The sequence below is a fragment of the uncultured Planktomarina sp. genome (assembly GCA_943788425.1).
Lineage (GTDB): Bacteria > Pseudomonadota > Alphaproteobacteria > Rhodobacterales > Rhodobacteraceae > Planktomarina.
Map to the genome: position 1 here is coordinate 1 of CALSQF010000016.1, position 24,829 is coordinate 24,829.

Annotated in this window: 19 protein-coding genes and 1 pseudogene; 7 read left to right on the plus strand and 13 right to left on the minus strand. The window is 56.7% G+C overall.

Going from position 1 to position 24,829, the window contains the following annotated elements:
• Positions 1-45: 45 nt before the first annotated feature.
• Complete coding sequence (locus tag ABLW18_RS12055; RefSeq protein WP_347825041.1) at positions 46-618, minus strand: histidine phosphatase family protein; 573 nt, start codon at positions 616-618, stop codon at positions 46-48.
• Positions 615-1,148 carry a bifunctional adenosylcobinamide kinase/adenosylcobinamide-phosphate guanylyltransferase gene (gene cobU / locus ABLW18_RS12060; RefSeq protein WP_347823412.1) on the minus strand — a complete coding sequence of 178 codons (534 nt, stop codon included), beginning with the start codon at positions 1,146-1,148 and terminating at the stop codon, positions 615-617. The genes ABLW18_RS12055 and cobU overlap by 4 nt, the downstream gene beginning before the upstream one ends.
• Positions 1,149-1,237: 89 nt before the next feature.
• On the opposite strand from cobU, the gene ABLW18_RS12065 reads away from it, so the two are divergent.
• The 5 genes from ABLW18_RS12065 to ABLW18_RS12085 are packed head-to-tail and all read left to right on the plus strand — an operon-like array spanning position 1,238 to position 6,878.
• Positions 1,238-2,116, plus strand: a complete 879-nt coding sequence (locus ABLW18_RS12065) for an RNA polymerase factor sigma-32 (protein WP_347823413.1) — start codon at positions 1,238-1,240, stop codon at positions 2,114-2,116.
• A 56-nt stretch (positions 2,117-2,172) separates the two neighbouring features.
• Positions 2,173-3,363, plus strand: a complete 1,191-nt coding sequence (gene coaBC, locus ABLW18_RS12070; RefSeq protein ID WP_347823414.1) for a bifunctional phosphopantothenoylcysteine decarboxylase/phosphopantothenate--cysteine ligase CoaBC — start codon at positions 2,173-2,175, stop codon at positions 3,361-3,363.
• 14 nt (positions 3,364-3,377) lie between these two features.
• On the plus strand, positions 3,378-3,821 hold the full coding sequence (gene dut / locus ABLW18_RS12075) for a dUTP diphosphatase (RefSeq protein WP_347823419.1): 444 nt from the start codon (positions 3,378-3,380) through the stop codon (positions 3,819-3,821).
• The gene (gene moeB, locus ABLW18_RS12080; RefSeq protein ID WP_347823415.1) at positions 3,818-4,867 is read left to right on the plus strand and encodes a molybdopterin-synthase adenylyltransferase MoeB; all 1,050 of its coding nucleotides are present in this window, start codon (positions 3,818-3,820) and stop codon (positions 4,865-4,867) included. The genes dut and moeB overlap by 4 nt, the downstream gene beginning before the upstream one ends.
• Position 4,868: 1 nt before the next feature.
• Positions 4,869-6,878, plus strand: coding sequence for a M3 family metallopeptidase (locus ABLW18_RS12085; RefSeq protein WP_347825042.1), 2,010 nt, complete (start codon positions 4,869-4,871; stop codon positions 6,876-6,878).
• A gap of 1 nt (position 6,879) precedes the next feature.
• Here ABLW18_RS12085 and ABLW18_RS12090 read toward each other — a convergent pair whose 3' ends face one another.
• Both ABLW18_RS12090 and ABLW18_RS12095 read right to left on the minus strand, forming a co-directional pair.
• A complete protein-coding gene (locus ABLW18_RS12090) occupies positions 6,880-7,389 on the minus strand; it encodes an SH3 domain-containing protein (protein WP_347825043.1) in 510 nt (169 codons plus the stop codon).
• Positions 7,390-7,391: 2 nt separating this feature from the next.
• The gene (locus ABLW18_RS12095; protein ID WP_347825044.1) at positions 7,392-7,688 is read right to left on the minus strand and encodes a pantoate--beta-alanine ligase; all 297 of its coding nucleotides are present in this window, start codon (positions 7,686-7,688) and stop codon (positions 7,392-7,394) included.
• A 208-nt stretch (positions 7,689-7,896) separates the two neighbouring features.
• On the opposite strand from ABLW18_RS12095, the gene ABLW18_RS12100 reads away from it, so the two are divergent.
• The gene (locus ABLW18_RS12100) at positions 7,897-10,395 is read left to right on the plus strand and encodes an FAD-dependent oxidoreductase (RefSeq protein ID WP_347825045.1); all 2,499 of its coding nucleotides are present in this window, start codon (positions 7,897-7,899) and stop codon (positions 10,393-10,395) included.
• 59 nt (positions 10,396-10,454) lie between these two features.
• On the opposite strand, the gene ABLW18_RS12105 is transcribed toward ABLW18_RS12100, so the two are convergent.
• The 8 genes and pseudogenes from ABLW18_RS12105 to xdhA form a co-directional block, all read right to left on the minus strand.
• Positions 10,455-11,534, minus strand: a complete 1,080-nt coding sequence (locus tag ABLW18_RS12105) for an FAD-binding oxidoreductase (RefSeq protein WP_347825046.1) — start codon at positions 11,532-11,534, stop codon at positions 10,455-10,457.
• Between the two features lie 83 nt (positions 11,535-11,617).
• Entirely contained in the window at positions 11,618-12,697 is a 1,080-nt protein-coding gene (locus ABLW18_RS12110; RefSeq protein ID WP_347825047.1) for a BMP family ABC transporter substrate-binding protein, read from the minus strand.
• A 28-nt stretch (positions 12,698-12,725) separates the two neighbouring features.
• The gene (locus tag ABLW18_RS12115; RefSeq protein WP_347825048.1) at positions 12,726-13,658 is read right to left on the minus strand and encodes an ABC transporter permease; all 933 of its coding nucleotides are present in this window, start codon (positions 13,656-13,658) and stop codon (positions 12,726-12,728) included.
• A gap of 51 nt (positions 13,659-13,709) precedes the next feature.
• A pseudogene (locus ABLW18_RS12120) lies at positions 13,710-14,796 on the minus strand (ABC transporter permease).
• The gene (locus ABLW18_RS12125; RefSeq protein WP_347825049.1) at positions 14,783-16,288 is read right to left on the minus strand and encodes an ABC transporter ATP-binding protein; all 1,506 of its coding nucleotides are present in this window, start codon (positions 16,286-16,288) and stop codon (positions 14,783-14,785) included. The pseudogene ABLW18_RS12120 and the gene ABLW18_RS12125 overlap by 14 nt, the downstream one beginning before the upstream one ends.
• Positions 16,285-17,205: a xanthine dehydrogenase accessory protein XdhC gene (gene xdhC, locus ABLW18_RS12130; RefSeq protein ID WP_347825050.1), complete on the minus strand. Its 921-nt coding sequence runs from the start codon at positions 17,203-17,205 to the stop codon at positions 16,285-16,287. Before xdhC ends, ABLW18_RS12125 begins: the two co-directional genes overlap by 4 nt.
• Complete coding sequence (gene xdhB / locus ABLW18_RS12135; protein WP_347825051.1) at positions 17,202-19,505, minus strand: xanthine dehydrogenase molybdopterin binding subunit; 2,304 nt, start codon at positions 19,503-19,505, stop codon at positions 17,202-17,204. The genes xdhC and xdhB overlap by 4 nt, the downstream gene beginning before the upstream one ends.
• A complete protein-coding gene (gene xdhA / locus ABLW18_RS12140; RefSeq protein WP_347825052.1) occupies positions 19,502-20,875 on the minus strand; it encodes a xanthine dehydrogenase small subunit in 1,374 nt (457 codons plus the stop codon). The genes xdhB and xdhA overlap by 4 nt, the downstream gene beginning before the upstream one ends.
• 222 nt (positions 20,876-21,097) lie before the next feature.
• Between xdhA and dnaE the strand changes: the two genes are divergently transcribed.
• Positions 21,098-24,598 carry a DNA polymerase III subunit alpha gene (gene dnaE / locus ABLW18_RS12145; RefSeq protein ID WP_347825053.1) on the plus strand — a complete coding sequence of 1,167 codons (3,501 nt, stop codon included), beginning with the start codon at positions 21,098-21,100 and terminating at the stop codon, positions 24,596-24,598.
• Between the two features lie 22 nt (positions 24,599-24,620).
• On the opposite strand, the gene ABLW18_RS12150 is transcribed toward dnaE, so the two are convergent.
• A complete protein-coding gene (locus ABLW18_RS12150) occupies positions 24,621-24,818 on the minus strand; it encodes a SlyX family protein (protein ID WP_347825054.1) in 198 nt (65 codons plus the stop codon).
• Positions 24,819-24,829 lie beyond the last annotated feature (11 nt).

Consider the following 24,829-nt stretch of genomic DNA (forward strand, 5'->3'; position numbering starts at 1 on the left):
AAGATGGTTTACGAAAGATGAATCTGTCGATGCGGCGCTATGAAGTCATGGCAAGTGGTTGATGCAGACAACCTGCCATTCACCCGCGTCTTCGCGCAGATGGGTGATGCTGAAATTGTCGATTTTATGGGCAAGGCAAGCGTAGGCGCTGGTATTAAGGGCGCGCTGGACCTGGGTTAGGATGATACCGAAATGCGCCACGGCGATGATGCTTTTGTGGGCCGCATTCAACCGGTCGACCACCGGGTGGGCGCGGGCGGCGGCCATGTTCCAGCTTTCTCCATTTGGCGCCATGATAGTGCCGGGTTTTTCCCAATAATCGCGGCTCAATTGTGGATCAGTCTGCGCAACATCTGACCAGTGCCGCCCATCCCAATCGCCGAAATCAAACTCTCTGAGGCCCGGTTCGTGTGGCAGGCGGTGCCGCGCGCCTGCAAAGGCATCGGCGGTGGTGACAGAGCGGATCAGATCAGAGGAGACCACCACAGCCTCAGATGGCAAATACGCATTTAGGCGGCCGATTAAGGCGCGGTCAGACAGATCGGCGGGCACGTCGCGCCATCCGGTGAAATTTTTTTCATGGGTCGGGCCGTGCCTAATCCAAAACCAATCGCTCATGGCGCAGCCTTGAGAATTTGCGCGATGCCGGCGGTGACGAAGATCACCTCCTGCGCCAGCTGGGCGAGATCTTGATTGAGGTGGCCTTGGTGTTTGACAAAGGCCCGCGCCATCGCATTGTCTGGTGTAATGCCCTGACCAACTTCATTGCTGACCACAATAACCGGGCAGGGGGCTTGGGCGAGACCCTCGCAAAGCGCGGCACATGCGCTTTGAATATCTCGCTCGGCCATCATGAGGTTGCTCAGCCACAGCGTGACGCAATCGAGCAGGATAATTTCGTCTGGCTGAGCCGCCGCCAGAGCCTCGGCAAGATCCAGCGACGCCTCTACGGTGGTCCAATCTGGTCCGCGTTGCAGGCGGTGCTGCGCAATTTTGACGCGCATTTCATCATCCCAGGCCTGCGCAGTTGCGATATAGCGCCGAGGCCGGCCGGTGGCGACAACCAACTGTTCGGCAATCCGTGATTTGCCGGAATTTGCGCCACCAAGCACCAGGCGTAGGGCTGGAGATTTGTTTTCTGCAGGCATTGTGTCCCCAAGAGTGATCCATTCTGCATGTACCTGCGTAAGAAGAGAGTAACAAGTTTTTCATCTTTTTCTGATTGGGAGGCGAACCGATGCCTTTAGACGGCCGCACCGAGAATTTTCTTCCGCGCACTGCTATGAAAGCGGAGATGCTTGACGCTGAAACGGAATTGAAATTGGCCTATGCTTGGCGTGATGAACGCTGCGAGCAAAGCCTTCACCGATTGATTAATGCCTATATGCGATTGGCGATTTCGCAAGCGGCAAAATTTAAACGCTATGGCGCGCCTATGGGAGATTTGATCCAAGAGGCCGGGCTTGGTCTGATGAAAGCGGCCGAGAAATTTGACCCTGACCGTGGTGTGCGGTTCTCAACCTATGCGGTGTGGTGGATCAAGGCCTCTGTCCAAGAATATGTCATGCGCAATTGGTCGATGGTGCGTACGGGCTCCACGAGCCCGCAAAAATCCTTGTTCTTCAATATGCGCCGCATCCAGGCGCGGATTGAGCGCGATGCGAATAACGCCGGTCAAACCCTGGACCGGCACCAATTGCAGCAATTGATTGCGCAGGATTTGGGTGTGCCATTGCATGATGTGGAGATGATGGACGGACGCTTGTCTGGCTCTGATTTTTCGCTCAACGCGACGCAATCGACCGAAGACGAAGGCCGCGAATGGATTGATGCGCTGCCAGATGACAGCGCGCAGGCCGCAGAAATCGTTGAGCTTGACCATGACCAAGAGGCACTCCGCAAGTGGCTCTTGCAGGCGATGAGCGTGCTCAATGATCGCGAAAGATATATCGTGCGGGAGCGTAAGTTGATTGAGGTGCCGCGCACTTTGGAAAGCCTAGGCGAAGAATTAGGTCTGTCGAAAGAGCGGATCAGACAGGTGGAAGCGGCTGCGTTTAAGAAAATGCGCCTGGCGCTGGAAACTCAGGCCCCGGAGGCAAGCGCATTTTTTCAATGATCTTTTTGCCTGTACCAGACCTTGCGGAGCGAGGTCTGGCTGCGTAACTGTAGACCATGAACGAAAAACACATTCTTTTAATCATCTCTGGTGGCATCGCTGCGGTGAAGCTTCCGGAGTTGATTCGCAGTTTGACTGCGCAAGGCGCGCGTGTCACGCCCGTCTTGACGCAATCTGGCGCGCAATTCGTAACCCCCCTCTCAATAGCGGCCCTTGCGCGCTCTAAGGTCTTCACGGAGCTGTTTGACCTGACCGAAGAGGCCCAGATGGGCCATATAGAACTGTCGCGCGCCGCAGACCTTGTTTTGGTGGCACCCGCCACGGCACAAATTATGGCCAAAATGGCGCAGGGCATGGCGGATGATCTGGCCACGACCCTGCTTTTGGCCACAGATACACCTGTGATGATTGCCCCCTCGATGAATGTGCGCATGTGGCAGCACCCCGCCACGCAGCGCAATTTGAAGCGGTTGCAAGAGGATGGGGTGCAGATCATTGGCCCCAATGACGGCGAGATGGCCTGCGGCGAATATGGCCCGGGTCGCATGGCGGAAGTTGATGAGATTTTGGCGCGGGTTGTGGGCTTTTTCCGCAACGGTCCGCTTTCGGGGCGTCATGTGCTGGTCACCTCGGGGCCCACCCATGAGCCCATTGACCCCGTGCGCTATATCGCCAATCGCTCTTCTGGTGCGCAGGGCACAGCTCTGGCAGCGGCCTTACGTAATCTCGGTGCACGGGTCAGCTTTGTCACCGGCCCCGCGCGTGTGCCGCCGCCCACGGGCGTTGATGTGCATCCGGTCCAAACTGCGCAAGAGATGTTGACTGCGGTTGAGGGGCTCTTGCCCGCGGATGCGGCGGTTTTTACGGCGGCGGTGGCCGATTGGCGTATGGCGGACGCCCATGGCCAAAAGATCAAGAAGCAGTCTTCTGGCGCTCTTCCAGTTTTGCAATTTGCCGAAAACCCAGACATTCTTGCGCGTGTTTCAGCGCATGAGCTGAGGCCGCAATTGGTTGTGGGCTTTGCGGCAGAGACGGAGCATGTGATCGACAATGCAACATCAAAGCGCCTGCGCAAGGGCTGCGATTGGATCGTCGCCAATGATGTGACCCCCCAGACCGGCATCATGGGCGGGGCACATAACAAAATTACCCTCATCGATAAGGCGGGCGCCGAGACCTGGGATGAGATGCCTAAGATCGATGTCGCGCGCCGGTTGGCGCAGCGCATCGCGGATGCTTTGACGTGAACCCTGTCATTGAGATGAACTGGGAGGAGGGGGCCGATGCCAGCTTTGGCCTGCCGGCCTATGCCACCCCGGGTGCCGCTGGCGCAGATCTGCGCGCCAATTTTCTCGATCGAGGGGATGCAATTGTTCAGCCGGGCGCACGATTGTTGATTGGCACCGGGCTGCGCCTGGCTATACCAGCGGGCTATGAGGTGCAAATTCGCCCCAGATCTGGGCTTGCTTTGAAACACGGGATCACATTGGCCAATGCACCCGGTACGATCGACAGTGACTATCGAGGCGCGTTGGGTGTGATTTTGCTCAATACGGGCACTGAAGCCTTTCAGATACGTCATGGAGACCGAATTGCGCAAATGGTCGTGGCCCCGGTGGTTCAGGCGGCATTTGCTCTTGTGTCAGAGCTGGACACAACGGCGCGTGGTGCAGGTGGGTTTGGCTCCACAGGACGTGGCTCATGATCCTTGTCGGCACAATTTGTGCGGTTCTTTGGGTCATTGGCTGGGCCATGAGCGCGCCAAAACGGCAACGCTGGGGCATGATTGCGGTGGTATTTGTGGGGGTGATTTTAGCTCATCTGATTTTGCCTGATGGTCATCCGTTGCGCAGTAACACAGGCGGTTCGTGGGAGCTCTGGGCAATCATTGCTGCTTTTGCGTCAATTATTTGGATCTATCGGCAAGGTCTGCGCAAATTAAAGACACGTGCGGCACCGGCCGTATCTGGTGCTGATGCAGCAATGTCGGCCGCTGAGCTGGACCGCTATGCCCGACACATCGTTATGCCAGAGATTGGCGGGGCCGGGCAGATGCGGCTGCGCGGCGCTAAGGTCTTGGTGATTGGGGCAGGCGGGCTTGGCGCACCCGCACTGCAATATCTGGCGGCCGCCGGCATTGGCACCATTGGTGTTGTTGATGATGACACCGTGGCACCCAGTAATCTACACCGGCAAGTTATTCACCGCGACATGGATATTGGGCGAGCTAAAGTTACCTCTGCGGCCCGGGCCATTGGTGATTTGAATCCCTATGTGGCGGTGAACAGCTACAATCATCGTCTCACCGACACGCGTGCCGAAGAGCTGGTTGGCCAATATGACATCGTTCTGGATGGCACGGATAATTTCGAGACGCGCTATGTGGTGAACGCAGCCTGCGTGGCGCGTGCAAAACCCTTGGTCAGCGGAGCTTTGAGCCAATGGGAAGGCCAGGTCGCGCTGTTTGATCCGGCGCGCTCTGGTCCGTGCTATCAATGCGTGTTTCCCAACGCGCCCAAGCCGGAGTTGGCCCCCAGCTGTGCCCAGGCCGGGGTCTTTGCAGCCCTGCCGGGGATTATCGGCAGCCTGATGGCGGCGGAGGCGTTGAAATATATTTTGAATGCCGGCACATCGCTGCGCGGCCAGATGGCGATCTACAATGTGCTCGACGCGCAAAACCGTATGATAAAAACCAAACCGCGGGTAGATTGCCCGATTTGTGGCTCAAATTCTTCAGATGGACTGTCTTGATATGAACCTGCTTGAACCTTGGAACACCCCCTTTGGCCTCGCGCCTTTTGATGCCATCTCAGATGCTGATTTTGCTCCCGCTATGGATGCGGCATTGGCTCAAGCGCGCTCTGGCATGCAAGCGATTGCGCAGAGTTCACAGGTGCCCAGCTTTGAAAACACCATTGAAGCGCAGGAGGTGGCCGAAGCGCCGCTCAATCAGCTGGCCGCTGCGTTTTACACTTTGGCCAGCACCGATAGCACGCCCATCCGCGAAGAGCTGCAACGGGATTTGGCGCCGAAACTGTCGGCCTATAGCTCTGCGGTGACGTCCGATGTCGCGCTGTTTGCCCGGATTGAAAATCTGTGGTCGCGGCGTGCGTCGATGGGATTGTCAGCTGAGCAAGAGCGGGTCTTGATGCTAACGCGCCGGGACTTCATTCGGGCCGGGGCCAAGCTCACCGGGGCAGAGGCGGCGCGCATGGCTGAGATCAAATCGCGGCTTGCCAGCTTGGGCACGAAATTCATGCAAAACCTACTGGCTGACGAACGGGATTGGGCCTTGCCCTTGAAGGCTGATGATCTTGCGGGCTTGCCTGATTTTGTGGTGCAGGCGGCCCAAGCTGCAGGACAGGAGAAAGGCTTTGATGGCCCTGTGGTGACCCTATCGCGGTCCCTCATCGTGCCATTTTTGGAATTTGCCGATCGTCGGGACCTGCGCGAGATGGCATATAAAGCCTGGACCGCTCGGGGCGCCAACGGTGGTGAGACGGACAATCGGGAGATTGTCAGCGAAACCCTGCGATTGCGCCAAGAGCAGGCGGCTTTGCTTGGTTATGAGAGTTTCTCAGACTTCAAATTGGAAACACAGATGGCCAAGACGCCGGCTCGGGTCCGCGATTTGCTGATGCAGGTTTGGGGTCCGGCCAAGGCGCGGGCGGCGGCGGATGGGGCGATATTGGCCCAAATGATGACCAAAGACGGGCTGAATGGCCCGCTTAAGGCTTGGGATTGGCGTTATTATGCGCAGAGGCGTCGCAAGGCCGATCATGACCTAGACGAGGCTGAATTGAAGCCCTATTTGCAATTGGACCAAATGATAGCAGCGGCATTTGACTGTGCGCAGCGATTGTTTGGCTTGAAGTTTCAAGAGCTGTCTTTGCCGTTGCATCATAAGGATGCCCGGGTCTGGCAAGTGCGCCGCGACGGAGCGCATATAGCGTTGTTTATAGGCGATTATTTTGCCCGAAGCGGCAAAAGATCTGGCGCATGGTGCAGCGCGTTGCAAAGCCAGCGGAAGAGGCCAAGTCCACGCGCGCCCATTGTGATTAATGTGTGCAACTTTGCCAAACCCTCTAACGGGTCACCCGCGCTTTTGTCATTCGATGATGCGCGTACCCTGTTTCATGAATTCGGCCATGCGCTGCACCAGATGTTGAGTGATGTCAGCTATTCGGCCGTTTCTGGTACCTCTGTGGCGCGCGACTTTGTTGAACTGCCAAGCCAGTTGTTTGAACATTGGCTTGAAGTGCCTGAAGTCCTGCAAAAATTTGCCATTCATGCGCAAACTGGCGCGGTCATGCCGGATGATTTGCTCAAGCGTATGCTTGGGGCCGCAACGTTTGACATGGGATTTCAAACCGTGGAATATATCGCTTCTGCGCTCGTGGATTTAAGCTTCCATGAGGCTGCAGCTCCTCAAGATCCCATGTTGCGGCAGGCCGAAATTTTGGCGGATATTGGCATGCCTGCGGCGATTGGAATGCGCCATGCAACCCCACAATTTGCCCATGTTTTTGCAGGCGATGGGTATTCGAGCGGATATTATAGCTATATGTGGTCAGAGGTCATGGATGCGGATGCTTTTGCATCCTTCGAGGAGGCGGGCGGGCCGTTTGATAGAGAACGCGCGCGGGCTTTGCAGGACAATATTTTGGCCCGCGGTGGCAGCGTGGATGCAGAAGAGCTCTATGTGGCATTTCGTGGAAAATTGCCGGATGCCACGGCCTTGCTGCACAATCGCGGATTGTAGCTTAGTCAAAGATCTCAGTCTCTGTGACGCCCCAAAGCGCGGTCTTTGGGGCCCAGCCTTTGTAGCCTGCCGATGACAGTCGGCACCAATCGGGCTTGCAGGACAAAAGTCGCGCCAATACGTTGCGCTCAAGCCGGGCGGTGGTTAGGGCTTCAGCTGTCGGTTGATTGCGCAGATCCACATGATCCTGCACGATCATGACGGTGCGTCCGCCCGACAGAAGCGAATAATGGATCCATCCGCCCGCACCCTCAAAATCGAGCACTTTGCGCCAATGGCCATGTTCTGCCACCACCTGCAGTGGCATGTTGCGCAATTTCAAGATCCAATCAATGCGGTGGCTCAGAGACGGTCCGCGCCGCACATTGCCTTCACTGGTCTTCAGGGACACGTAACGCGGTAGGGGCAATTGGGTGACAGGGCCCTTTTGCGGCGCACCCGCAAGCCCTGGCCCGGCGCAGAGCGCGATGCAGAAAATTACGCTGAGAATTTTTTGCCATTCTTTTGTCATCATCATGCCTGTCCGGTGCTGGGAGTGAAGACCGCGGCCACACCCTCGGCTCGCAAAAGTGCTAAATCGCAATCCAAATCGCGGGGATACCGGTCGAGATCTTCATTTGGGCCAAATTGGGTTGGGTTCACAGAAATTGTCGCTACAACCGCATCCGCGCTCTGCGCCGCCCGACGCATCAGTTGTAAATGCCCGTCGTGCAAAAGTCCCATTGGCGGAACCAAGCCAATGGTTTTCCCCTCTGCGTGCAGCTGGGCGATTACTTGGCGAATGCGAAGTTTAGATGGGCAAATTTGCATAGTGCACCCCTCGGCTCATGGCTCGCATTTACCCCGGCACATGACGCGCTGCAAGGGCGCTTCGCAGCGACACAACTGCCTTGGGATGATATATTTTGGTGTGAAAAATCTTGTGAGGTCGGTTTTTGCAACTGGGACGTCGGCGCGACTTCCCTTTTTACGCCGTCTTAGGGCAATCTATGCGCAACGCAAAAAGGAGTCGTGCGCGATGAAGACGCAAGTAAAAGCATTGGTTGTCGGTGGCGGGGCAGTTGGGACCTCCATTGCCTACCATCTTGGAAAACGCGGTTGGGATACCATGTTGATTGAGCGCGATGAGCTGACCTCCGGCTCGACCTGGCATGCGGCGGGGCTCTTGCCGCTGTTCAACATGTCTTATGCAACCACGCATATCCACAAGTACTCGGTTGATTTTTATAAATCCCTTGAAGAGGAAACCGGTTTGAATGCGGGTTTTGCGGTGGTGGGCAATCTTCGGATGGCACAAACAGAGGAGCGGATGGATGAATATCGTCTCTATGCCTCAACCGCAGAAACCTGCGGCGTGCCCTATGTCTTTATGTCACCGGATGAAATTAAAGCAAAATGGCCGCTCATTCGCACCGAGGATCTCAAAGGAGCACTTTATCATAACACGGATGGTTATATTAACCCGGCCGATGTGACCATGGCTATGGCCAAGGGCGCGCGGCAACTTGGCGTGAGCATTGAGCGCAAGTGGCAGGCGGATGGTTTTCATTGGACTGGGAGCCACTGGGAAGTGACCTGCACCAAAATGATGGAGAAGGGCGGAAACCTTGTGCCTTCGGAGGAGCAAATTGTGATCACAGCGGAGCATGTGGTCACAGCCTCTGGCAATCACGCGCAGCGCACAGCAAAAATGTTGGGCATCAAAATTCCAGCCATTCCGGTTGAACATCAATTTGTCGTATTGGAGCAAGATCCGGCATTGGTGGCCTACCGCGCTGAGGGCAACCCTGAACATCCGGTGATCCGCGATGCAGATGCGCAAAGCTATGTGCGCGAGGAACGCGGCGGTTGGATTCTTGGAGTGTATGAAAAAGAAGCCCCGGCGCGCTTTGAACATGGGGTGCCAGACAGCTTCCGCGCCGACCTTTTCCCGCTCGCTCTGGAGCGGATTGAAGAGCAATATATGGCGATGATTCACCGCGTGCCTTCCTGCGAGGAAAGCGGGCTGAAAGATGATTTTAACGGGCCAATTTGTTATACGCCCGATGGCAACCCGCTCGTGGGTCCAGCGCCGGGCCTGCGCAATATGTGGCTGGCCGAGGGGTTTAGCTTTGGAATTACAGCTGCGGGCGGCACCGGCTATTATATGGCGCAGATGATGGTGGATGGGGAGGCTGAGATTGACATGGCCAGCCTAGATCCCAAACGCTACGGCAATTGGATGACCACAGAATTTGCCATGCGCAAAAACGAAGAATGCTATGACCACGTCTATGTTCTGCACCACCCCGATGAAGAGCGCCCTGCCGCGCGGCCTTTGCGCACGGCGCCGGCCTATGATCGGCAAAAGGCTCGCGGAGCACAGTTTGGTTGGGTCAACGGCTGGGAGCGTCCCAATTATTTCGGTCCGCTGGACGCGCCCGAAGATTTTGACGAAAAGTCCCGCAGTTTCCGCCGTGGAGCCTGGTGGAAATACGCGGTCGAAGAGGCGCGCGCCATCCGCGAAGGGGTTGGGCTTGTGGATGCAACAGCCTTTACCAAACATATCGTCAAAGGCCCCGGCGCGACAGCGTTTCTCGACTGGTTCACCTGCAATAAACTGCCGCGCGTGGGCCGCATCAATCTCACCTATGCTTTGACAGGCCATGGCACCACGCGCACGGAATACACCATTGTGCGCCTCTCTGAGCAGGAATATTATTTGGTCTCAGCGGGGGCATGGAGTGCCTATGATCAAGATTACCTGAAAAAGGCGATTGAGGATAAAGAGGCTGAATTTGGCCGCATTGAGCTGCAAGACGTCACCACCCAATGGGGGGTTTTCGCCCTTGCAGGCCCCAAGGCGCGCGATGTCTTGCGCGATGTGATTAACGATCCAGATCCGGCCACTGCACTCTCCAACAAGCGCTTTCCTTGGCTTTCAGCACGGCAAATTGAGCTGGGCATGTGCCCGGTCAATGCGATCCGCGTGGCCTATACGGGCGAGCTGGGTTGGGAGCTGCATCATCCTATGGAAATGCAGAACTATCTCTTTGACCTGCTGGAAAAAGCCGGTGCAAAACATGGTATGAAATTGGTGGGCGCGCGGGCGCAAAACTGGCTGCGGCAGGAAAAGTCCTATCGCGCTTTCGGAACAGAGCTGGGGCGTGATGCCACGCCGCTCGAGGCTGATCTGCCACGCTTTGTGGATCTGTCGAAAGAGTTTCATGGCAAAGCGGCGATGGAGGCGCTTGGGGTCCGGGTTAAATGTTGCACACTTTTGATTGACGGGCCGGAGGATGCGGATCCATGGGGCCGCGAAGCATTGTATCATGGCGAGACCCGAGTTGGCCGCCTCACCTCCGGCGGATATTCGGTCCATTTTGAGAAATCTATCGGCATGGGTTACCTGCCGCCAGAACTCGCTGTGCCTGGTACGAAGTTGCAGGTGAAAATGCTTAACAGTCTTTGGGATTGCGAAGTTGTGCAAGACAGCCCGTATGATCCCAGCAATGCCACCATCCGGATGGATGGATAATATCCAAAGGGTGGGGCATCACGCCCCGCCCCCCCGGTTTCTCTTGCAGATTGGTGACGTCAGGCTACAAAACGCGCCGGGCTTAGCTGCGCTACAATCTCAGCCGTCAGCTGCGGTTTTCGGCCTAACGCGGACGCGGCCACCAGTTGCGAGGCGGCGGGGGCGGTGAAAAATCCATATCCGCCCTGTCCCACGGCCCAGATGAAACTCTCCTCTTGCGGCGCGGCACCCAGGACCAGATTGCGATCAGGCGCAAATGTGCGCAGGCCAGCCCATGACGATATAGGCCGCGTCACTTCTTCGGTCACATAGTCTTGATAACGCGCCAAAGCTTCGGCCAGATCATGATCATCTGGCCAAGCATCCATGGGCGGGCTGGGGGTCTCTTCCGCCAGCGAGACAATCAATGCACCCGCGTCGGCTTTGGCATACCACCGCTCACCGGGGCCAAACAGCATGGGCCAGGTCGAAGGATCATGCCCGCCTGGCGCGGCCAGTCGTGCCACACTGCGGCGCATCGGTGTCAGCCCAATGGGTGCAAGTCCGGCCAGTGCGGCGATCTCATCGCCCCAAGCCCCTGCCGCATTAATCAACCGGCGCGCCGTGAATGTCTGCTCTTCGCAGGTGACCTGCCATCCGCCAGCAATTTTCTGAATGGCTTGAACGGATTGATGCGTTTCAATCACCCCGCCATTCCTGCGTAAGAGTTTGGCAAAGCGCTGTAACATCATGTCGGTGTCAATATCCTGCGCGGTGGTGCTGCAAGCTGCGCGCAAAACCTCCTGGAGGTCGAGGATCGGCACGCGCGCTTGGGCTTCTGCCATCGAAATTTCGGTCAGATCCATATGCCGCCGGTCTGCGTCAAACTGGGTTTCTTCACCGCGCAGGCATAAAAGCATAAAGCCGCGTGGGCTAAGTACGCCGGCCAGAAAATCATACCAATCGGCGCGCCCAGCTTTTGCAAGCGCGATTGTCGAAGGGCTGCCGTAATTTTCCTCATAGAGCGCCGCCGACCGCCCGGAGCTGTGATAGGCCAAATGCGCCTCGCGTTCCAAGACCCGGCAAGTCCCATGCTCCGACAAGCGCGCTGCGGCTGAAATGCCAGCAATGCCGCCGCCAATGATGATAAAATCGTCCATAGGGCAATCATGCACAGTTGCGCGGTGTTCAAAAGGAAAAAAGGGGGCCAGTGGCCCCCTTTTCAAACCTGTATAGGTTTTGTTTAGTTCGGCACGTCGCCTTCAATGCCTTCAAGATAGAAATTCATGCCGGCCAAACCGCCATCGCCGTAATCAGAAGCGGTTTCACCCGCTGCCAACCAAACGGAACCATCTTGTTTATTCAGCGGACCGGTGAACGCATGGTAGGAGCCATCGGCCAGGCTGTCCCGCAGAGCTTCAGCCGAGGCCTTTATATCCGCAGGAACGGCGCTTGAAATTTCACCAATGCCAACCATGCCGGCGCCGATACCATCCCAAGTGCTTGTGGAAGTCCAAGTGCCATCCATAACCGCTTTGGTCCGGGCGATGTAATAAGGGGCCCAGTCATCGATGATCGAAGATACGCGGGGCATGGGTCCATAGGCCGCCATATCGGAGGCTTGACCAAAGGTAATCACATTGCCGGCAGCTTGAGCGGCGGCTTGCGGTGCGGTGGAATCCGTGTGTTGCAATACCACATCTGCGCCCTGTTCAATCAGAACTTTCGCCGCATCTGCTTCTTTGGTCGGGTCAAACCAAGTATAGGCCCAAACGATTTTAAATTGTACGTCTGGGTTCACTGCTTTGGCGTGGATATAGGCAGAGTTGATGCCGCGGATCACTTCGGGAATTGGGAAGGAGCCAATGTAACCAATGATATTGGATTTGGTCATTTGGCCCGCAATATGGCCCTGAACCGCACGGCCTTCATAAAAGCGCGCAGAATAAACAGAGACGTTGTCAGCTTGCTTATAACCTGTGGCATGTTCGAACTTCACATTTGGGAATTTGGCCGCAACATTGATGGTTGGGTCCATATAGCCAAAGGAGGTGGTGAAGATCAGATCTGCGCCTTTCAGCGCCATATCGGTCATTACACGCTCTGCGTCCGGTCCTTCTGGAACGTTTTCCACATACATGGTTTCGACCTTATCGCCAAAAGCTTCCACAACGGCCTTGCGGCCTTGGTCATGCTCATAGGTCCAACCGCCGTCACCGACCGGGCCGACATAAACAAAGCCCACCTTGGTTTTTTCGGCCAGCGCGCCCGTGGCCGCTGACATCGCCAGTGCGGCGCTGGCTAGGATTGTTTTCATGTTCATTAGGTTTCCCCCCTGTTAATAAATGACCTCAGCGTGAGGCATGGAACGCACGGCCAAGGGCCGCAGGTGCATTGAGTGCAGCTTTGTTGCGATGCGCAGACATCACAACCAACACAATGATGGTTATCAGATAGGGTGACATCGACAAATACTCAACTGGAATTGACACACCCGCGGCCTGCAGATTTAGCTGCAAAACGGCAACTCCGCCGAAAAGATAGGCACCCAGAAGCACGCGCGCTGGTTTCCAGCTCGCAAAAACAACAATAGCCAAGGCAATCCATCCAGCTCCCGCCGTCATGCCTTCGGTCCATTGGGGCACGCGAACCAAAGAGAGCGCCGCCCCCCCCAGACCCGCGCAGGCCCCTCCAAACATAATGGCCATAATGCGAACCTTAACGACCTTATAGCCCAGAGCGTGGGCGGCATCATGGCTTTCGCCAACGGCTCGCAGGATCAATCCACCGCGGGTATATTTCAAGAACCACCAAACCCCAGCGACCAAGGCCAAGGCGACATAGACTGTGGTGTCGTGAGAAAATAACACCGGACCGAGAATGGGGATGTCGCTGATGACAGGCAGATCCAGCTTCGCACTCGCTGGGGGCTTAATCCCAATATAGCTTTGCCCCATAAGCGCCGAAAGTCCCAGGCCAAAGAGTGTTAGCGCCAAGCCCGTGGCAACTTGGTTTGACAGAAAAAATTGCGTCAAAAGAGCAAAGACCAAGGAGAGGGCCGCCCCGCCAAGCGCGGCACAGAGAAAACCGATGATCGGCGATCCCGTCCCCACGGCCGCGGCAAAGCCGGCAATGGCTCCGATGATCATCATACCCTCAACCCCAAGGTTCAAAACCCCAGATTTCTCGACCACCAATTCCCCAATCGAGGCCAATAAAATAGGTGTTGCGGCCACCATGAGCGAGGCGACCAAGAGAGTTGGGCTAATTGAGCTTAAATCCATGACAGATATGTCCTGTTTGCAATCAAGTCTGGGTGGCCTCCGTGCAGATTTTCATGGGTGGCTCCCCGCACTTGCTAATTTAAGTTTGAAGTTCGTCAGCATGTCGAGGGCAAGTAGAAAAAACAGCAACATGCCTTGAAAGGCCTGGATCGCCGCAGAGGGCAGGCCGAGGCTGGATTGCGCAATCTCGCCACCAATATAGGTCAGTGCCATGAGCAGTCCGGCCAAGAGGATGCCAATCGGATGGAGCCGGCCCAAAAATGCCACAATGATGGCCGTGAACCCGTAGCCAACATTGAAATCAATACTGATTTGTCCGCTGGGTCCGGAGACTTCAAACATGCCGGCCAGCCCCGCCAAAGCGCCACTAAATCCAAGGCAATAAACCACAAGCCGCTTTGGATTGACCCCGGCAAATTTAGCCGCCTTGGGGCTTTCCCCGGTCAAACGAATGTGAAAGCCCAATTTGATGCCGCGCCAGTAAGACATAGGCAAAAATCACGGCGATGAAGGCAAACATAACGCCCATGTGAATGCCGGTGCCTGTCCAAAGCTCTGCATTGTGCGCGCTGGCGTATTGCTGCAAATTGCGAGATCCGGGAAAGCCAAATCCTTCAGGGTTTTTCAACAAACCCAGCGACATAGACGCCAGCAGCTGTTCTGCGACATAGACCAGCATGAGGCTCACTAAGATTTCGTTGGTGCCAAACCTTGTTTTCAAAATCGCAGGAATCATCGCCCAGACAAAGCCGCCCAATGCGCCAAAAAAGATCATGGTGGGAAAAATGAACGCGCTTTGCGCCGGGTAGACAGCCAGCGCCACGCCTGCGCCACAAATCGCACCGATGATATATTGTCCCTCGGCGCCAATGTTCCAAATGCCAGCGCGGAACCCCATCGACAGACCGATGGCGATCATAATCAAAGGCGCGCCTTTGACCAAAAGCTGCGGCCGATAATACCATGCAAATTCGGAGAACAGTGGATCATAGAAAATTGTGCGGATGGCTTCAAAGGGATCCTTTCCCAAAGCGGCAAACATGATGCCGCCGCCGATCATCGTGGCAAAAACGGCCAGAACCGGAGCCATGTAAGCCCAAGTCTTTGAGGGGTTTGGGCGTTTTTCAAGCCGCAGCATCGGCGCCTCCCAGCAAGAGGCCAATTTCATCCAAACTTAGGCCCGACATTGGGCGGGCGGCTGACAGGCGGCCGGCATTGAGTGCGGCGAAATTGGTGGAAATTTCCATAAGCTCATCCAAATCCTGGCTGATGATGATGACCCCTGCGCCTTGGCTTGCCAGGTCTAGCAAGGCTTGGCGAATGGCCGCCGCCGCGGCTGCATCGACGCCCCAAGTGGGTTGGTTGACGATCAAGACTGAAGGATTTTGCAGAACCTCGCGTCCGATGACGAATTTCTGCAAATTGCCGCCGGACAGGGACCGCGCGGCAGACTGTGCAGAGGGCGTGCGCACATCGAAGGTTTCAATCACCTCCTGCGCAAAAGCGCGGGCGCGCGGCCAGTCCAGAAAGCCTGAGCGGCTGAGCTCTTTGCGCACCATCCCCGTGAGCATGGCATTTTCCGTCAGGCTCATATCGGGCGCGGCCGCATGGCCCAAACGCTCCTCCGGGGCGGCTAAAAGTCCCAAGGCGCGCCGTGCATTTGGGGCCAAATGCCCAATGCCCATCGTGTTGAGTTTGATCCGGTCTTGCGGGCGGAGCACTTCACCAGACAGGCAAGCAACCAGCTCGTCTTGCCCATTGCCCGCAACGCCGCCGATCCCTAAGACTTCACCCTTGCGCAGGGAAAAAGATATATTTTTCAGAATTGTGCCAAAGGTTGTTTGCGCTGCAAGTGAAAGATCTGCCACGTCGAGCAGCACATCGCCTAGCGCGCCGTGTTGCGGTTTTGCCGAGTTGAGCGTGCCGCCGACCATCATCTCTGCCAACGCGCGTGCAGATTTTTTCCGCGGATCGCATGTGGCGATCTTGCGCCCTGCGCGCAAAATGGTTGCGGTCTCACACAGATCGCGAATTTCCTCGAGTTTATGGGAAATGTAGAGAATGGAGGTGCCTTCTGACTTGAGCTTGCGCAGCGTGGCAAAGAGGGTTTGTACCTCTTGCGGGGTCAAAACGCTGGTGGGTTCATCCATGATGAGCAGTTTGGGGTCTTGCAAAAGGCAGCGGACGATCTCGACCCTTTGGCGTTCCCCCGCAGAGAGATCCCCCACCAGCCGCTCCGGATCCAGCGGCAGGCCATAGGCCTCAGAGACTTGCGTGATCCTGGCTGAGAGGGCGCTGGGTTTTGGTGGGTTTTCCATGCCGAGGGCGATGTTTTCCGCCACAGTCAAAGCTTCAAAGAGGCTGAAATGCTGAAACACCATCGCCACGCCCGCGGCCCGGGCCGCACGGGGCTCTTCGGGGGCGTAGGGCGCATCAAAAAGCTGCATGCGCCCGGAATCGGGCCGCACCAATCCGTAGATCATCTTGACCAAAGTTGATTTACCGGCGCCATTCTCGCCCAAGAGCGCATGAATTTCTCCCGTGCCGATGTCAAACTCCACATCCTGATTGGCAATGACACCGGGGTAGGCCTTTGTCAGCCCTTCAAGGTGTAAAAGTGTCTTACTCATGAGAGCGCACTCCTGTGTCGCGTTTTGGCGTTCATATTGTGAGACAATAGGGCTTGGGTGACCCCAATCGCAATCGAAATTGGCTGTTTTCCAAGGTTTGGGTCACCAATTGGGCAAGTTATCTTTGAAATGGCCCCAGGCGTATGTCCCAAGGCCATCAACCGCCGCTGGAACCGTGCCCATTTACTGGCCGATCCAATCAATCCACAAAAATCGAATCCGCGCAGCAGAGCGGCGTGACACAGTTCCAAGTCTAGACTATGGGCATAGGTAAAGATCAAGTGCTGCGCGTGCCGCGGTGCATGGGCCATAAGGGGCGCCGGGTTCTCGGCCGGAACCAGCGTCACGGCCTCAGGCGGTGTTTGGGGAAAGCGGTCTGGGCTGGTATCAATCCAAGTCACCTCAAGGTCTGGCATCTGAGAGGCGATATGCACAACCGCCCGCCCCACATGCCCCGCTCCCCAGATCCACAAGGGGTGTGCGGCTGGTGTGAGCGTCTCTGCCAACCAGCCTGCGGTGCAGATCAGCGCCGCTGGGTCTGCCGAGCCGTTGCGCCATCCCTTTTGCAACTGGGCCATCTGCAGAGGCATCGCCATGTCCCCTTCAATGCGGCGGATGAAGACATCGGTCGCATCAACCGGGCTGGTGAAATGCTCTGTCACCAGCGTCACATGCCCGCCACAACATTGCCCCAGCTCTGGCCCAAGCGGATAGCGCCGCAGGCCAGGTTGTGGCGCAAGCGAGGCTTGGTATTCCAATGCGCCGCCGCCAATACTGCCGCTTTGACCTCCGGGCCAAAGCAACATCGATGCGCCGATTTCGCGGGGCGAGGAGCCTTTTATATCGGCAATCACCACACGGATCGCTTCACCATGGGCGGCAATGGCCGCATTGATTTGCATAAGATCAAAACTCATAGCGCCGATCCTCGCGCTCTGGCGATGGCGCTGAACACTTCCTCCGAAGTGGCGGGCGCTTGAAGGTCTGGATACTGCGGTCCGCAGGCGGCGACCGCATTCGACAGCGCCAGAAAGGCGGAAATACCATGCATGAAGGGCGGCTCGCCCACGGCTTTTGAGCGGTAGACTGTCTTTTGTGTGTTCTGACCCGGCCAGAGATCTACATTGAACACGTCTGGCCGGTCGGAGCAGGCGGGTATCTTATAGGTTGAGGGCGCATGGGTTTTGAGATTCCCCGCTGCGTCCCAAACCAGTTCCTCAGTCGTCAACCACCCGGCGCCCTGCACAAATCCGCCTTCGATCTGCCCGATGTCCAAGGCCGGATTCAAAGATGCCCCACAATCGTGAAGAATATCGCAGCGTAGGATGCGGTTTTCGCCCGTGAGCGTGTCAATCACCACCTCAGTCACCGCTGCGCCATAGGCAAAATACAAAAACGGCCGCCCCGCGCCCTTGATGCGGTCCCAGGCAATCTCGGGTGTTTTGTAAAATCCCGTGGCGGAGAGCGAAATACGCGCTTCATAGGCTGAGGCGATTACCTCTTGCCAAGTGAGCGAGAGGCCGGGGGCGGTGATCTGTCCTTCTGCGAAAGTGATCTCATCTGGCTTTACTGCATATTGCTGGGCCACATGGTCTTTGAGCCGGCCTATAAGCGTTGCGCAGGCGGCTTGCACGGCCATGCCATTGAGATCGGCGCCAGAGCTGGCGGCGGTGGCGGAGGTATTGGGCACTTTGCTGGTATCCGTCGCGGAGGCGCGAATGACCGCTTGCTGCGCTCCCAAGCTGCGCGCCGCCACCTGTGTCAATTTCTGAAACAAGCCTTGGCCCATCTCTGTGCCGCCATGATTGATCAAAACAGACCCATCTGTGTAAATTTGTACCAAAGCGCCGGCTTGGTTGAGATGGGTCAGCGTAAAGGATATGCCAAACTTCACAGGACTAAACGCGATGCCACGTTTAAACAGCGCATTGCCGGCGTTCCAGCGCGCAATCTCAGCTTTGCGCGCGTGGTAGTCGCAGCGTTGCAACAGGCTGCCGGTCATTTCTCCCAAGATGAAATCGGTCACCTCCATATGGTAGGGGGTGATTGCCGGGCGCGCGGCGGGCTTTGAGGTCATTTCCGGATAATAGTTGCGTCGGCGCACCGCTGCGGGGTCGCAAGATAGGCTGTGGGCGACATGATCCATCACCCGCTCAATGCCCACCATCCCTTGCGGGCCGCCAAAGCCGCGAAACGCTGTGGCGCTTTGGGTGTTGGTTTTGAGCCGGTGTGAGGTGATTTTCACATGGGGCAGATCATAGGCGTTATCCGCGTGCAACATCGCTCTATCTGCCACTGGCAAAGACAGATCCAGCGCCCAGCCGCAGCGGAAATAATGGGTAAACTCCAGCGCCTGAATCCGGCCACTGTCATCGAAGCCGACGTTATAGGCAATTTGGCAGTCGTGGCGCTTGCCTGTGATGATGAAATCGTCGTCGCGGTCATAACGCATTTTGCAAGGCCGGCCGGTGCGTGAGGCGGCCAATGCACAGGCGACGGCCAGCGCATTGCCTTGGCTTTCTTTGCCACCAAACCCGCCGCCCATGCGCCGCACTTCTACGCGCACTGCATGGAGCGCAATATTTAGCGCCTCGGCCACCTTATGTTGAATTTCCGTGGGGTGCTGGGTTGAGGAATGGATCACAACATCGTCGTGATCCCCGGCCAAAGCGAGCGCGGCTTGTCCTTCGAGATAAAAGTGTTCCTGCCCCCCAAGGTTGATTTGACCCTGCAACCGATGGATCGCATCGTCCATAGCGCCGGTGGGATTGCCTTTTGTATAGATCCGCGGGCCATCCTCAAAGCGGCTTTCGGCGGCCAGGGCCTGCTCGATCGTCAATATGGCCGGTTCCGCTGCGATCTCAACTGTGGCCAATCGGGCGGCGCGGCGGGCCAGATGGTGGCTCTCGGCCACCACCAAGAAAATGGGTTGTCCGGCATAATGCACCCGGCCATCAGCGAGGAGCGGCTCGTCATGGGCGGAGGGGGAGACGTCATTGGCATGGGGGAGGTCTTTGGCCTCCAGCACCAAATGCACCCCGGGGCAGGCGCGCACGGCATCGAGATCCACCGACTTAATCTGCCCCGCTGCGCAGGACGACAGGCCAAAGGCCAGGTGCAAGGTGCCTTGCGGTGTGGGGATGTCATCTACATAGCGTGCGCTGCCACTCACATGCTGGCGCGCCGCGTCATGCGGTAGGCTGGCAGAGGCGCTCATGGATGCACCTCTTGGATGTTCACTTGGGTTGCTTGCAGATCATGAAAATATCGGATCAGCATATTGGCCGCCGCCTGCGCGCGATAGCCTGCACTGGCGCGCATGTCGCTCAAAGGGCTGAAATCTTCGGCCATAGCGGCCTGTGCCTGATTGAACGTCTCCAAGCTCCAGGGCTGGCCGCACAATGCGGCCTCGGTTTTATAGGCTCTGGCGGGGGTAGCTGCCATGCCGCCAAAGGCGATGCGGGCCTTTGTGATCGCCCCATTCGCCTGCTCCAATTTAAAGCAGCCGCACACCGCAGAAATATCCTGATCAAACCTTTTGGACAGTTTATAACAGCGCAGCCTTCCTTGCGCCTTGGGCAGTTCGATGCTCTCTACAAATTCTCCCGGTCGCAGATCTTGCTTTTGATAGGCGATAAAGAAATCTTCCAAATCAAGCGCGCGGCGTTCATCTGCGAGACGTAAGACCAGCCGCGCGCCCATGGCAATGAGGGCCGGTGATCCGTCTCCGATGGGCGATCCATTCGCGATATTGCCGCCGATGGTTGCCGCATTGCGCACCTGAGGGCTGCCGTAGCGCCTCAAAAGCTGGTGCAACGACGCCGACATCGGCCGTATAGCCTGCATCAAACTTGTGATAGTGACTGCCGCGCCGATGCGCAGGATGTCTTTCTCATCGTGAATGTGGCGCAGATCCTCGGCATGGCTGACAAAGGCGACTGGCCCGAGGCTTTGCATTTTCTTTGTCACCCATAGCCCCACATCGGTGCCGCCGGCGATGAGCGTCGCGCTGGGATTGCGGGCATACCAATGAGCCAATTCATCGGAAGATTTTGGGCAAAAAACATCATCGCGGCTCTGAAGGGCTTGGAACTTTGGCGGTTCATCCATCCAAAAGGGCACAGGGAGCTTTTCTGCGGCCTGAGCCGCGCGGATGATGGGTGCGTAGCCGGTGCACCGACACAGGTTGCCTGCCAGAGCCGCATCGAAATCGGTCTCACCGGTCGCATGTGCTGCCGCCATGGTTGTCACAAAGCCCGGGGTGCAAAACCCACATTGCGCCCCGTGGTGGGTGATCATGGCCTCCTGCACCGGGTGCAGCGTGCCGTCGGGTCCGGACAGCCCCTCCACCGTGCGCACGGCGCAGCCTTGCAGCTGGGGCAAAAATAATATGCAGGCATTCATTGGGCGGGGCACACCATCGCGTCCCGTGACGATGACGGTGCAGGCACCGCAATCCCCTTCGTTACAGCCCTCTTTGGTGCCGCATAGCTTCTCGTCAAGGCGCAGGTAATCTAAAAGAGTTTCACTGCCTGTTTTGGGGGTGACAGACACTGACTTCCCATTGAGGAAAAACGACATGTTCATTTGAAAGAGTCGTGCCACTGTCTGTTAAGTAATCGCGCGAAGGTCCGATGCGGCGTAAAACCAAACTGAGCGCGGATCAAGTAACTCTTATTTTCGTGAGTCGGGCAAGGAAAAAATCTGACCTTTGAGTGGCGCAGGTGTCTCGGTGTGGTTTGGGCGGCAAAGTGCTGTGCCGAACGTTTTACTCTGGATGCTGGGGCATCGGCAGTTTATCCATGATATATGCCCGAGAATCCAAAATTCATCCATCTGCGCGTTCACAGCGAATATTCCCTGCTTGAGGGGGCTGTGCGTCTCAAAAAATTGCCAGATTTGGTCGGGGCCATGGGCATGCCGGCCGTCGCCGTGACAGATACCAACAATATGTTTTGCGCCCTGGAGTTTTCGGAAGCGGCGCCAAAGGCGGGTATTCAGCCAATCATTGGCTGCCAAGTTGATCTGACCTATGATCCCGCAGCGGCGACTGAAAAGCCGCGGGCGCCGGCAGCCTTGGTGCTTTTGGCGCAAAATGAACGGGGTTATGAAAACCTCATGGCGCTCAATTCTTGCCTCTATCTGGACAGTGACGGCACGCTGCCACAGGTGCAAATGGCACAGCTGGCCAACCATGCGGAGGGTGTGATCTGCCTCACAGGTGGGCCGAATGGCCCATTGGGAAAATTGCTGCAAAACGGTCAGACTGCCAAGGCGCAGGCATTACTTGACGACTTGGCGCAGGCCTATGGCGATCGACTTTATGTGGAGCTGCAACGTCATCCTGGCGAAGATGGGCGTATGCCCGAGGCTGAAAGGCTGAGCGAACGAGGCTTGGTCGAAATGGCCTATGCGATGGATTTACCGTTGGTGGCCACCAACGATGTCTATTTTCCCAAGCCGGAAATTTACGAGGCCCATGATGCGTTGATCTGTATTGCTGACGGCGCTTATGTGGATCAGCAAGGCTCGAGAAGACGCCTCACCCCGCAGCATTACCTCAAATCACCTGCGGAAATGGCGGTGCTCTTTGCAGATCTGCCGGAGGCTCTGGACAATACAGTGGAAATTGCCCGCCGCTGCGCGTTTAAAGTCTACAAACGCGATCCGATTTTGCCGAAATTTGCCGATGATGAGGTGGAAGAACTGCGTCGACAATCCAATGAGGGGCTGGCGCGCCGTTTGGCTGTGATCCCCCATGCGGTGTCACGAGAGGACTATCAAAAGCGGCTGGACTTCGAGCTGGATATCATCGAGGGCATGGGGTTTCCCGGCTATTTCTTGATCGTGGCAGATTTTATCGCTTGGACCAAGGCGCAAAACATCCCAGTTGGGCCGGGGCGCGGGTCAGGCGCGGGTTCCCTGGTGGCCTATGCGTTGACGATCACAGATCTCGATCCTCTTCGGTATGGCTTGTTGTTCGAGAGATTTTTGAACCCGGAACGGGTTTCAATGCCCGATTTTGACATCGATTTTTGCATGGATCGGCGCGAAGAGGTAATCCGTTATGTGCAACAAAAATATGGCTGTGATCGGGTGGGGCAAATTATCACCTTTGGGGCCTTGTTGTCGAAAGCGGCGGTGCGCGACATCGGGCGGGTGCTGCAAATGCCCTATGGTCAGGTTGACCGCCTGTCCAAAATGATCCCCGTGGAAGGGGTCAAACCGGTGAGCATCGAAAAAGCGCTGGCCGATGAGCCGCGTCTGCGCGAGGAAGCTCGGGCAGAAGAGGTTGTGGATCGACTGTTGACCTATGGGCAGCAAATCGAAGGGCTGCTGCGAAACGCCTCAACCCATGCGGCAGGCGTGGTCATTGGCGACCGGCCATTGGATCAATTGGTGCCGCTCTATCAAGATCCGCGCTCTGACATGCCGGCGACGCAGTTTAATATGAAATGGGTGGAGCAGGCCGGCCTGGTTAAATTTGACTTTTTGGGCCTCAAGACGCTGACGGTGATTCAAAATGCGGTGGATTTGGTCCATCGCTCACGGCCACTGCATCAATCGGTCGATGGCCGCGAGCTTTATGCGCCGCCACCCGGGACCGAGGGCGATATCAGCGCAATACCTTTGGATGATAAAGCCTCTTATGATCTGTATTCCGCAGCTAAAACGGTCGCGGTTTTTCAGGTGGAATCCAGCGGCATGATGGACGCTCTAAAGCGCATGAAGCCCAACTGCATTGAAGACATCGTTGCCTTGGTTGCGCTCTATCGGCCGGGGCCGATGGAAAACATTCCGAAATATTGTGAGGTCAAAAATCGATTAAGCGAGCGTGAGTTGCTGCACCCGTCGGTTGATCACATCTTAGATGAGACGCAGGGCATCATTGTCTACCAAGAGCAGGTGATGGAAATTGCCCGTCAAATGGCGGGCTACTCATTGGGTGGCGCGGATTTGTTGCGCCGCGCGATGGGCAAAAAAATCCAAGAGGCGATGGATGCGGAACGGCCTAAGTTTTTGGCCGGCGCCGCGGGCAATGGGGTGGACGAAAAAACCGCCAAGGCGACTTGGGACTTGCTCGATAAATTCGCCAACTATGGCTTTAACAAATCCCATGCGGCCGCCTATGCGGTGGTGAGTTATCAGACCGCTTGGCTCAAGGCCAATCACCCGGTTGAATTTATGGCCGGGGTGATGAATTGCGATCTACATCTCACAGATAAGTTGGCAATCTATTTTGACGAAGTGCGCAAAGGGCTCAACCTTGCCTATATTCCGCCCTGCGTGAATCGCTCGCAGCCGCGGTTTGATGTGGCTGATGGGGCTTTGGTCTACGGGCTTGGCGCGTTGAAAAATGTCGGGGTTGAGGCGATGGGGTTGATTGCCGACGGCCGCGGCGATCAGCCTTTTAAAACCGTGTTTGATTTTGCTCGGCGGGTGGATCTCAAACGAGTGGGCAAAAGACCCCTGGAGATGCTGGCCCGGGCGGGAGCTTTTGATCAATTGGACCGAAATCGCCACCGTGTCTTTGACAGTTTGGATGATCTTGTTGCCTATTCAGCGGCGGTGCATGAGCAGCGCAATTCGAGCCAAGTAAGCCTCTTTGGTGAGGCGGGTGAGGATCTGCCTGAACCGCGCCTATCTCCCGTGCCCAATTGGTTGCCCGCTGTGCAATTGGCAGAAGAGTTTAAGGCCATAGGCTTTTATTTGTCCGGCCACCCGCTAGATGACTATATGTCCTCGCTGAAACGCTCTGGGGTCATTACGCTGGACCAATTGAGTGAAAAAGCCAAGGACGGCCCGCTGGTGGCCAAGTTGGCCGGGATTGTGGCCGGGCGGCAGGAACGAAAATCTGCGCGTGGCAATCGATTTGCCTTTGTGCAACTGAGCGATACGACCGGGGCTTTTGAGGCCACCATGTTCAGCGATACGCTCGAGGTCTCCCGCGAACATCTTGAAGCCGGCTCGAAGATTGTTCTGAGCGTTGAGGCGACCATGGAGGCCGATCAGCTTAAATTGCTAGCCCGTTCGGTACAGCCTATTGATGGGGCCGTGGCTCAGGCGGGTGGCGCGGGATTACGGATTTATCTCGACACACCGCTTGCGATTGAGCCTGTCGCAACGGTTTTAAGGGAGGCGGCCCGCGCCACCCAGCGGGGCGCTAAGGGTCCGATTTCTTTTTGCCTGCTTGATGACAGCCTGCCTGGAGAGGTTGATATGGAGCTGGGCCAGGAGTTCCCGGTCACGCCGCAAATCAAAGGCGCTTTGAAAAGCCTTGAAGGCGTGTTGATGGTGGAAGATCTATAGACAGCCGCCGTGGGCTTGCGGCTCAATAATGAGGTGGGCGTTCATCACCAAAAATGACGCCGCCGCCGCCATCGGCCTCACGATCCCGAGCGCGCTGGGCCAAAAGATCGACAATCCCAGCGAGACGCCGCAACTCGGCATCCTGTTTGGCAACAACGTCAGAGAGATCTTCGACAGTGCGCGTCAGATGGGCGATTTGTTCTTCTAGTGCTTGTGTCATACCTGCCATCT

Bases quoted from the DNA above. Each gene is read 5' to 3' on its own strand.
- dnaE (WP_347825053.1), top strand. From the start codon at position 21,098: ATGCCCGAGAATCCAAAATTCATCCATCTGCGCGTTCACAGCGAATAT.
- dut (WP_347823419.1), top strand. From the start codon at position 3,378: ATGAACTGGGAGGAGGGGGCCGATGCCAGCTTTGGCCTGCCGGCCTAT.
- ABLW18_RS12100 (WP_347825045.1), top strand. From the start codon at position 7,897: ATGAAGACGCAAGTAAAAGCATTGGTTGTCGGTGGCGGGGCAGTTGGG.
- ABLW18_RS12125 (WP_347825049.1), bottom strand. From the start codon at position 16,288: ATGAGTAAGACACTTTTACACCTTGAAGGGCTGACAAAGGCCTACCCC.
- ABLW18_RS12150 (WP_347825054.1), bottom strand. From the start codon at position 24,818: ATGACACAAGCACTAGAAGAACAAATCGCCCATCTGACGCGCACTGTC.
- coaBC (WP_347823414.1), top strand. From the start codon at position 2,173: ATGAACGAAAAACACATTCTTTTAATCATCTCTGGTGGCATCGCTGCG.
- xdhC (WP_347825050.1), bottom strand. From the start codon at position 17,205: ATGAGTTTTGATCTTATGCAAATCAATGCGGCCATTGCCGCCCATGGT.
- ABLW18_RS12095 (WP_347825044.1), bottom strand. From the start codon at position 7,688: ATGCAAATTTGCCCATCTAAACTTCGCATTCGCCAAGTAATCGCCCAG.
- ABLW18_RS12055 (WP_347825041.1), bottom strand. From the start codon at position 618: ATGAGCGATTGGTTTTGGATTAGGCACGGCCCGACCCATGAAAAAAAT.
- xdhB (WP_347825051.1), bottom strand. From the start codon at position 19,505: ATGAGCGCCTCTGCCAGCCTACCGCATGACGCGGCGCGCCAGCATGTG.
- xdhA (WP_347825052.1), bottom strand. From the start codon at position 20,875: ATGAACATGTCGTTTTTCCTCAATGGGAAGTCAGTGTCTGTCACCCCC.
- ABLW18_RS12090 (WP_347825043.1), bottom strand. From the start codon at position 7,389: ATGACAAAAGAATGGCAAAAAATTCTCAGCGTAATTTTCTGCATCGCG.
- ABLW18_RS12110 (WP_347825047.1), bottom strand. From the start codon at position 12,697: ATGAACATGAAAACAATCCTAGCCAGCGCCGCACTGGCGATGTCAGCG.
- cobU (WP_347823412.1), bottom strand. From the start codon at position 1,148: ATGCCTGCAGAAAACAAATCTCCAGCCCTACGCCTGGTGCTTGGTGGC.
- ABLW18_RS12065 (WP_347823413.1), top strand. From the start codon at position 1,238: ATGCCTTTAGACGGCCGCACCGAGAATTTTCTTCCGCGCACTGCTATG.
- ABLW18_RS12105 (WP_347825046.1), bottom strand. From the start codon at position 11,534: ATGGACGATTTTATCATCATTGGCGGCGGCATTGCTGGCATTTCAGCC.
- moeB (WP_347823415.1), top strand. From the start codon at position 3,818: ATGATCCTTGTCGGCACAATTTGTGCGGTTCTTTGGGTCATTGGCTGG.
- ABLW18_RS12115 (WP_347825048.1), bottom strand. From the start codon at position 13,658: ATGGATTTAAGCTCAATTAGCCCAACTCTCTTGGTCGCCTCGCTCATG.
- ABLW18_RS12085 (WP_347825042.1), top strand. From the start codon at position 4,869: ATGAACCTGCTTGAACCTTGGAACACCCCCTTTGGCCTCGCGCCTTTT.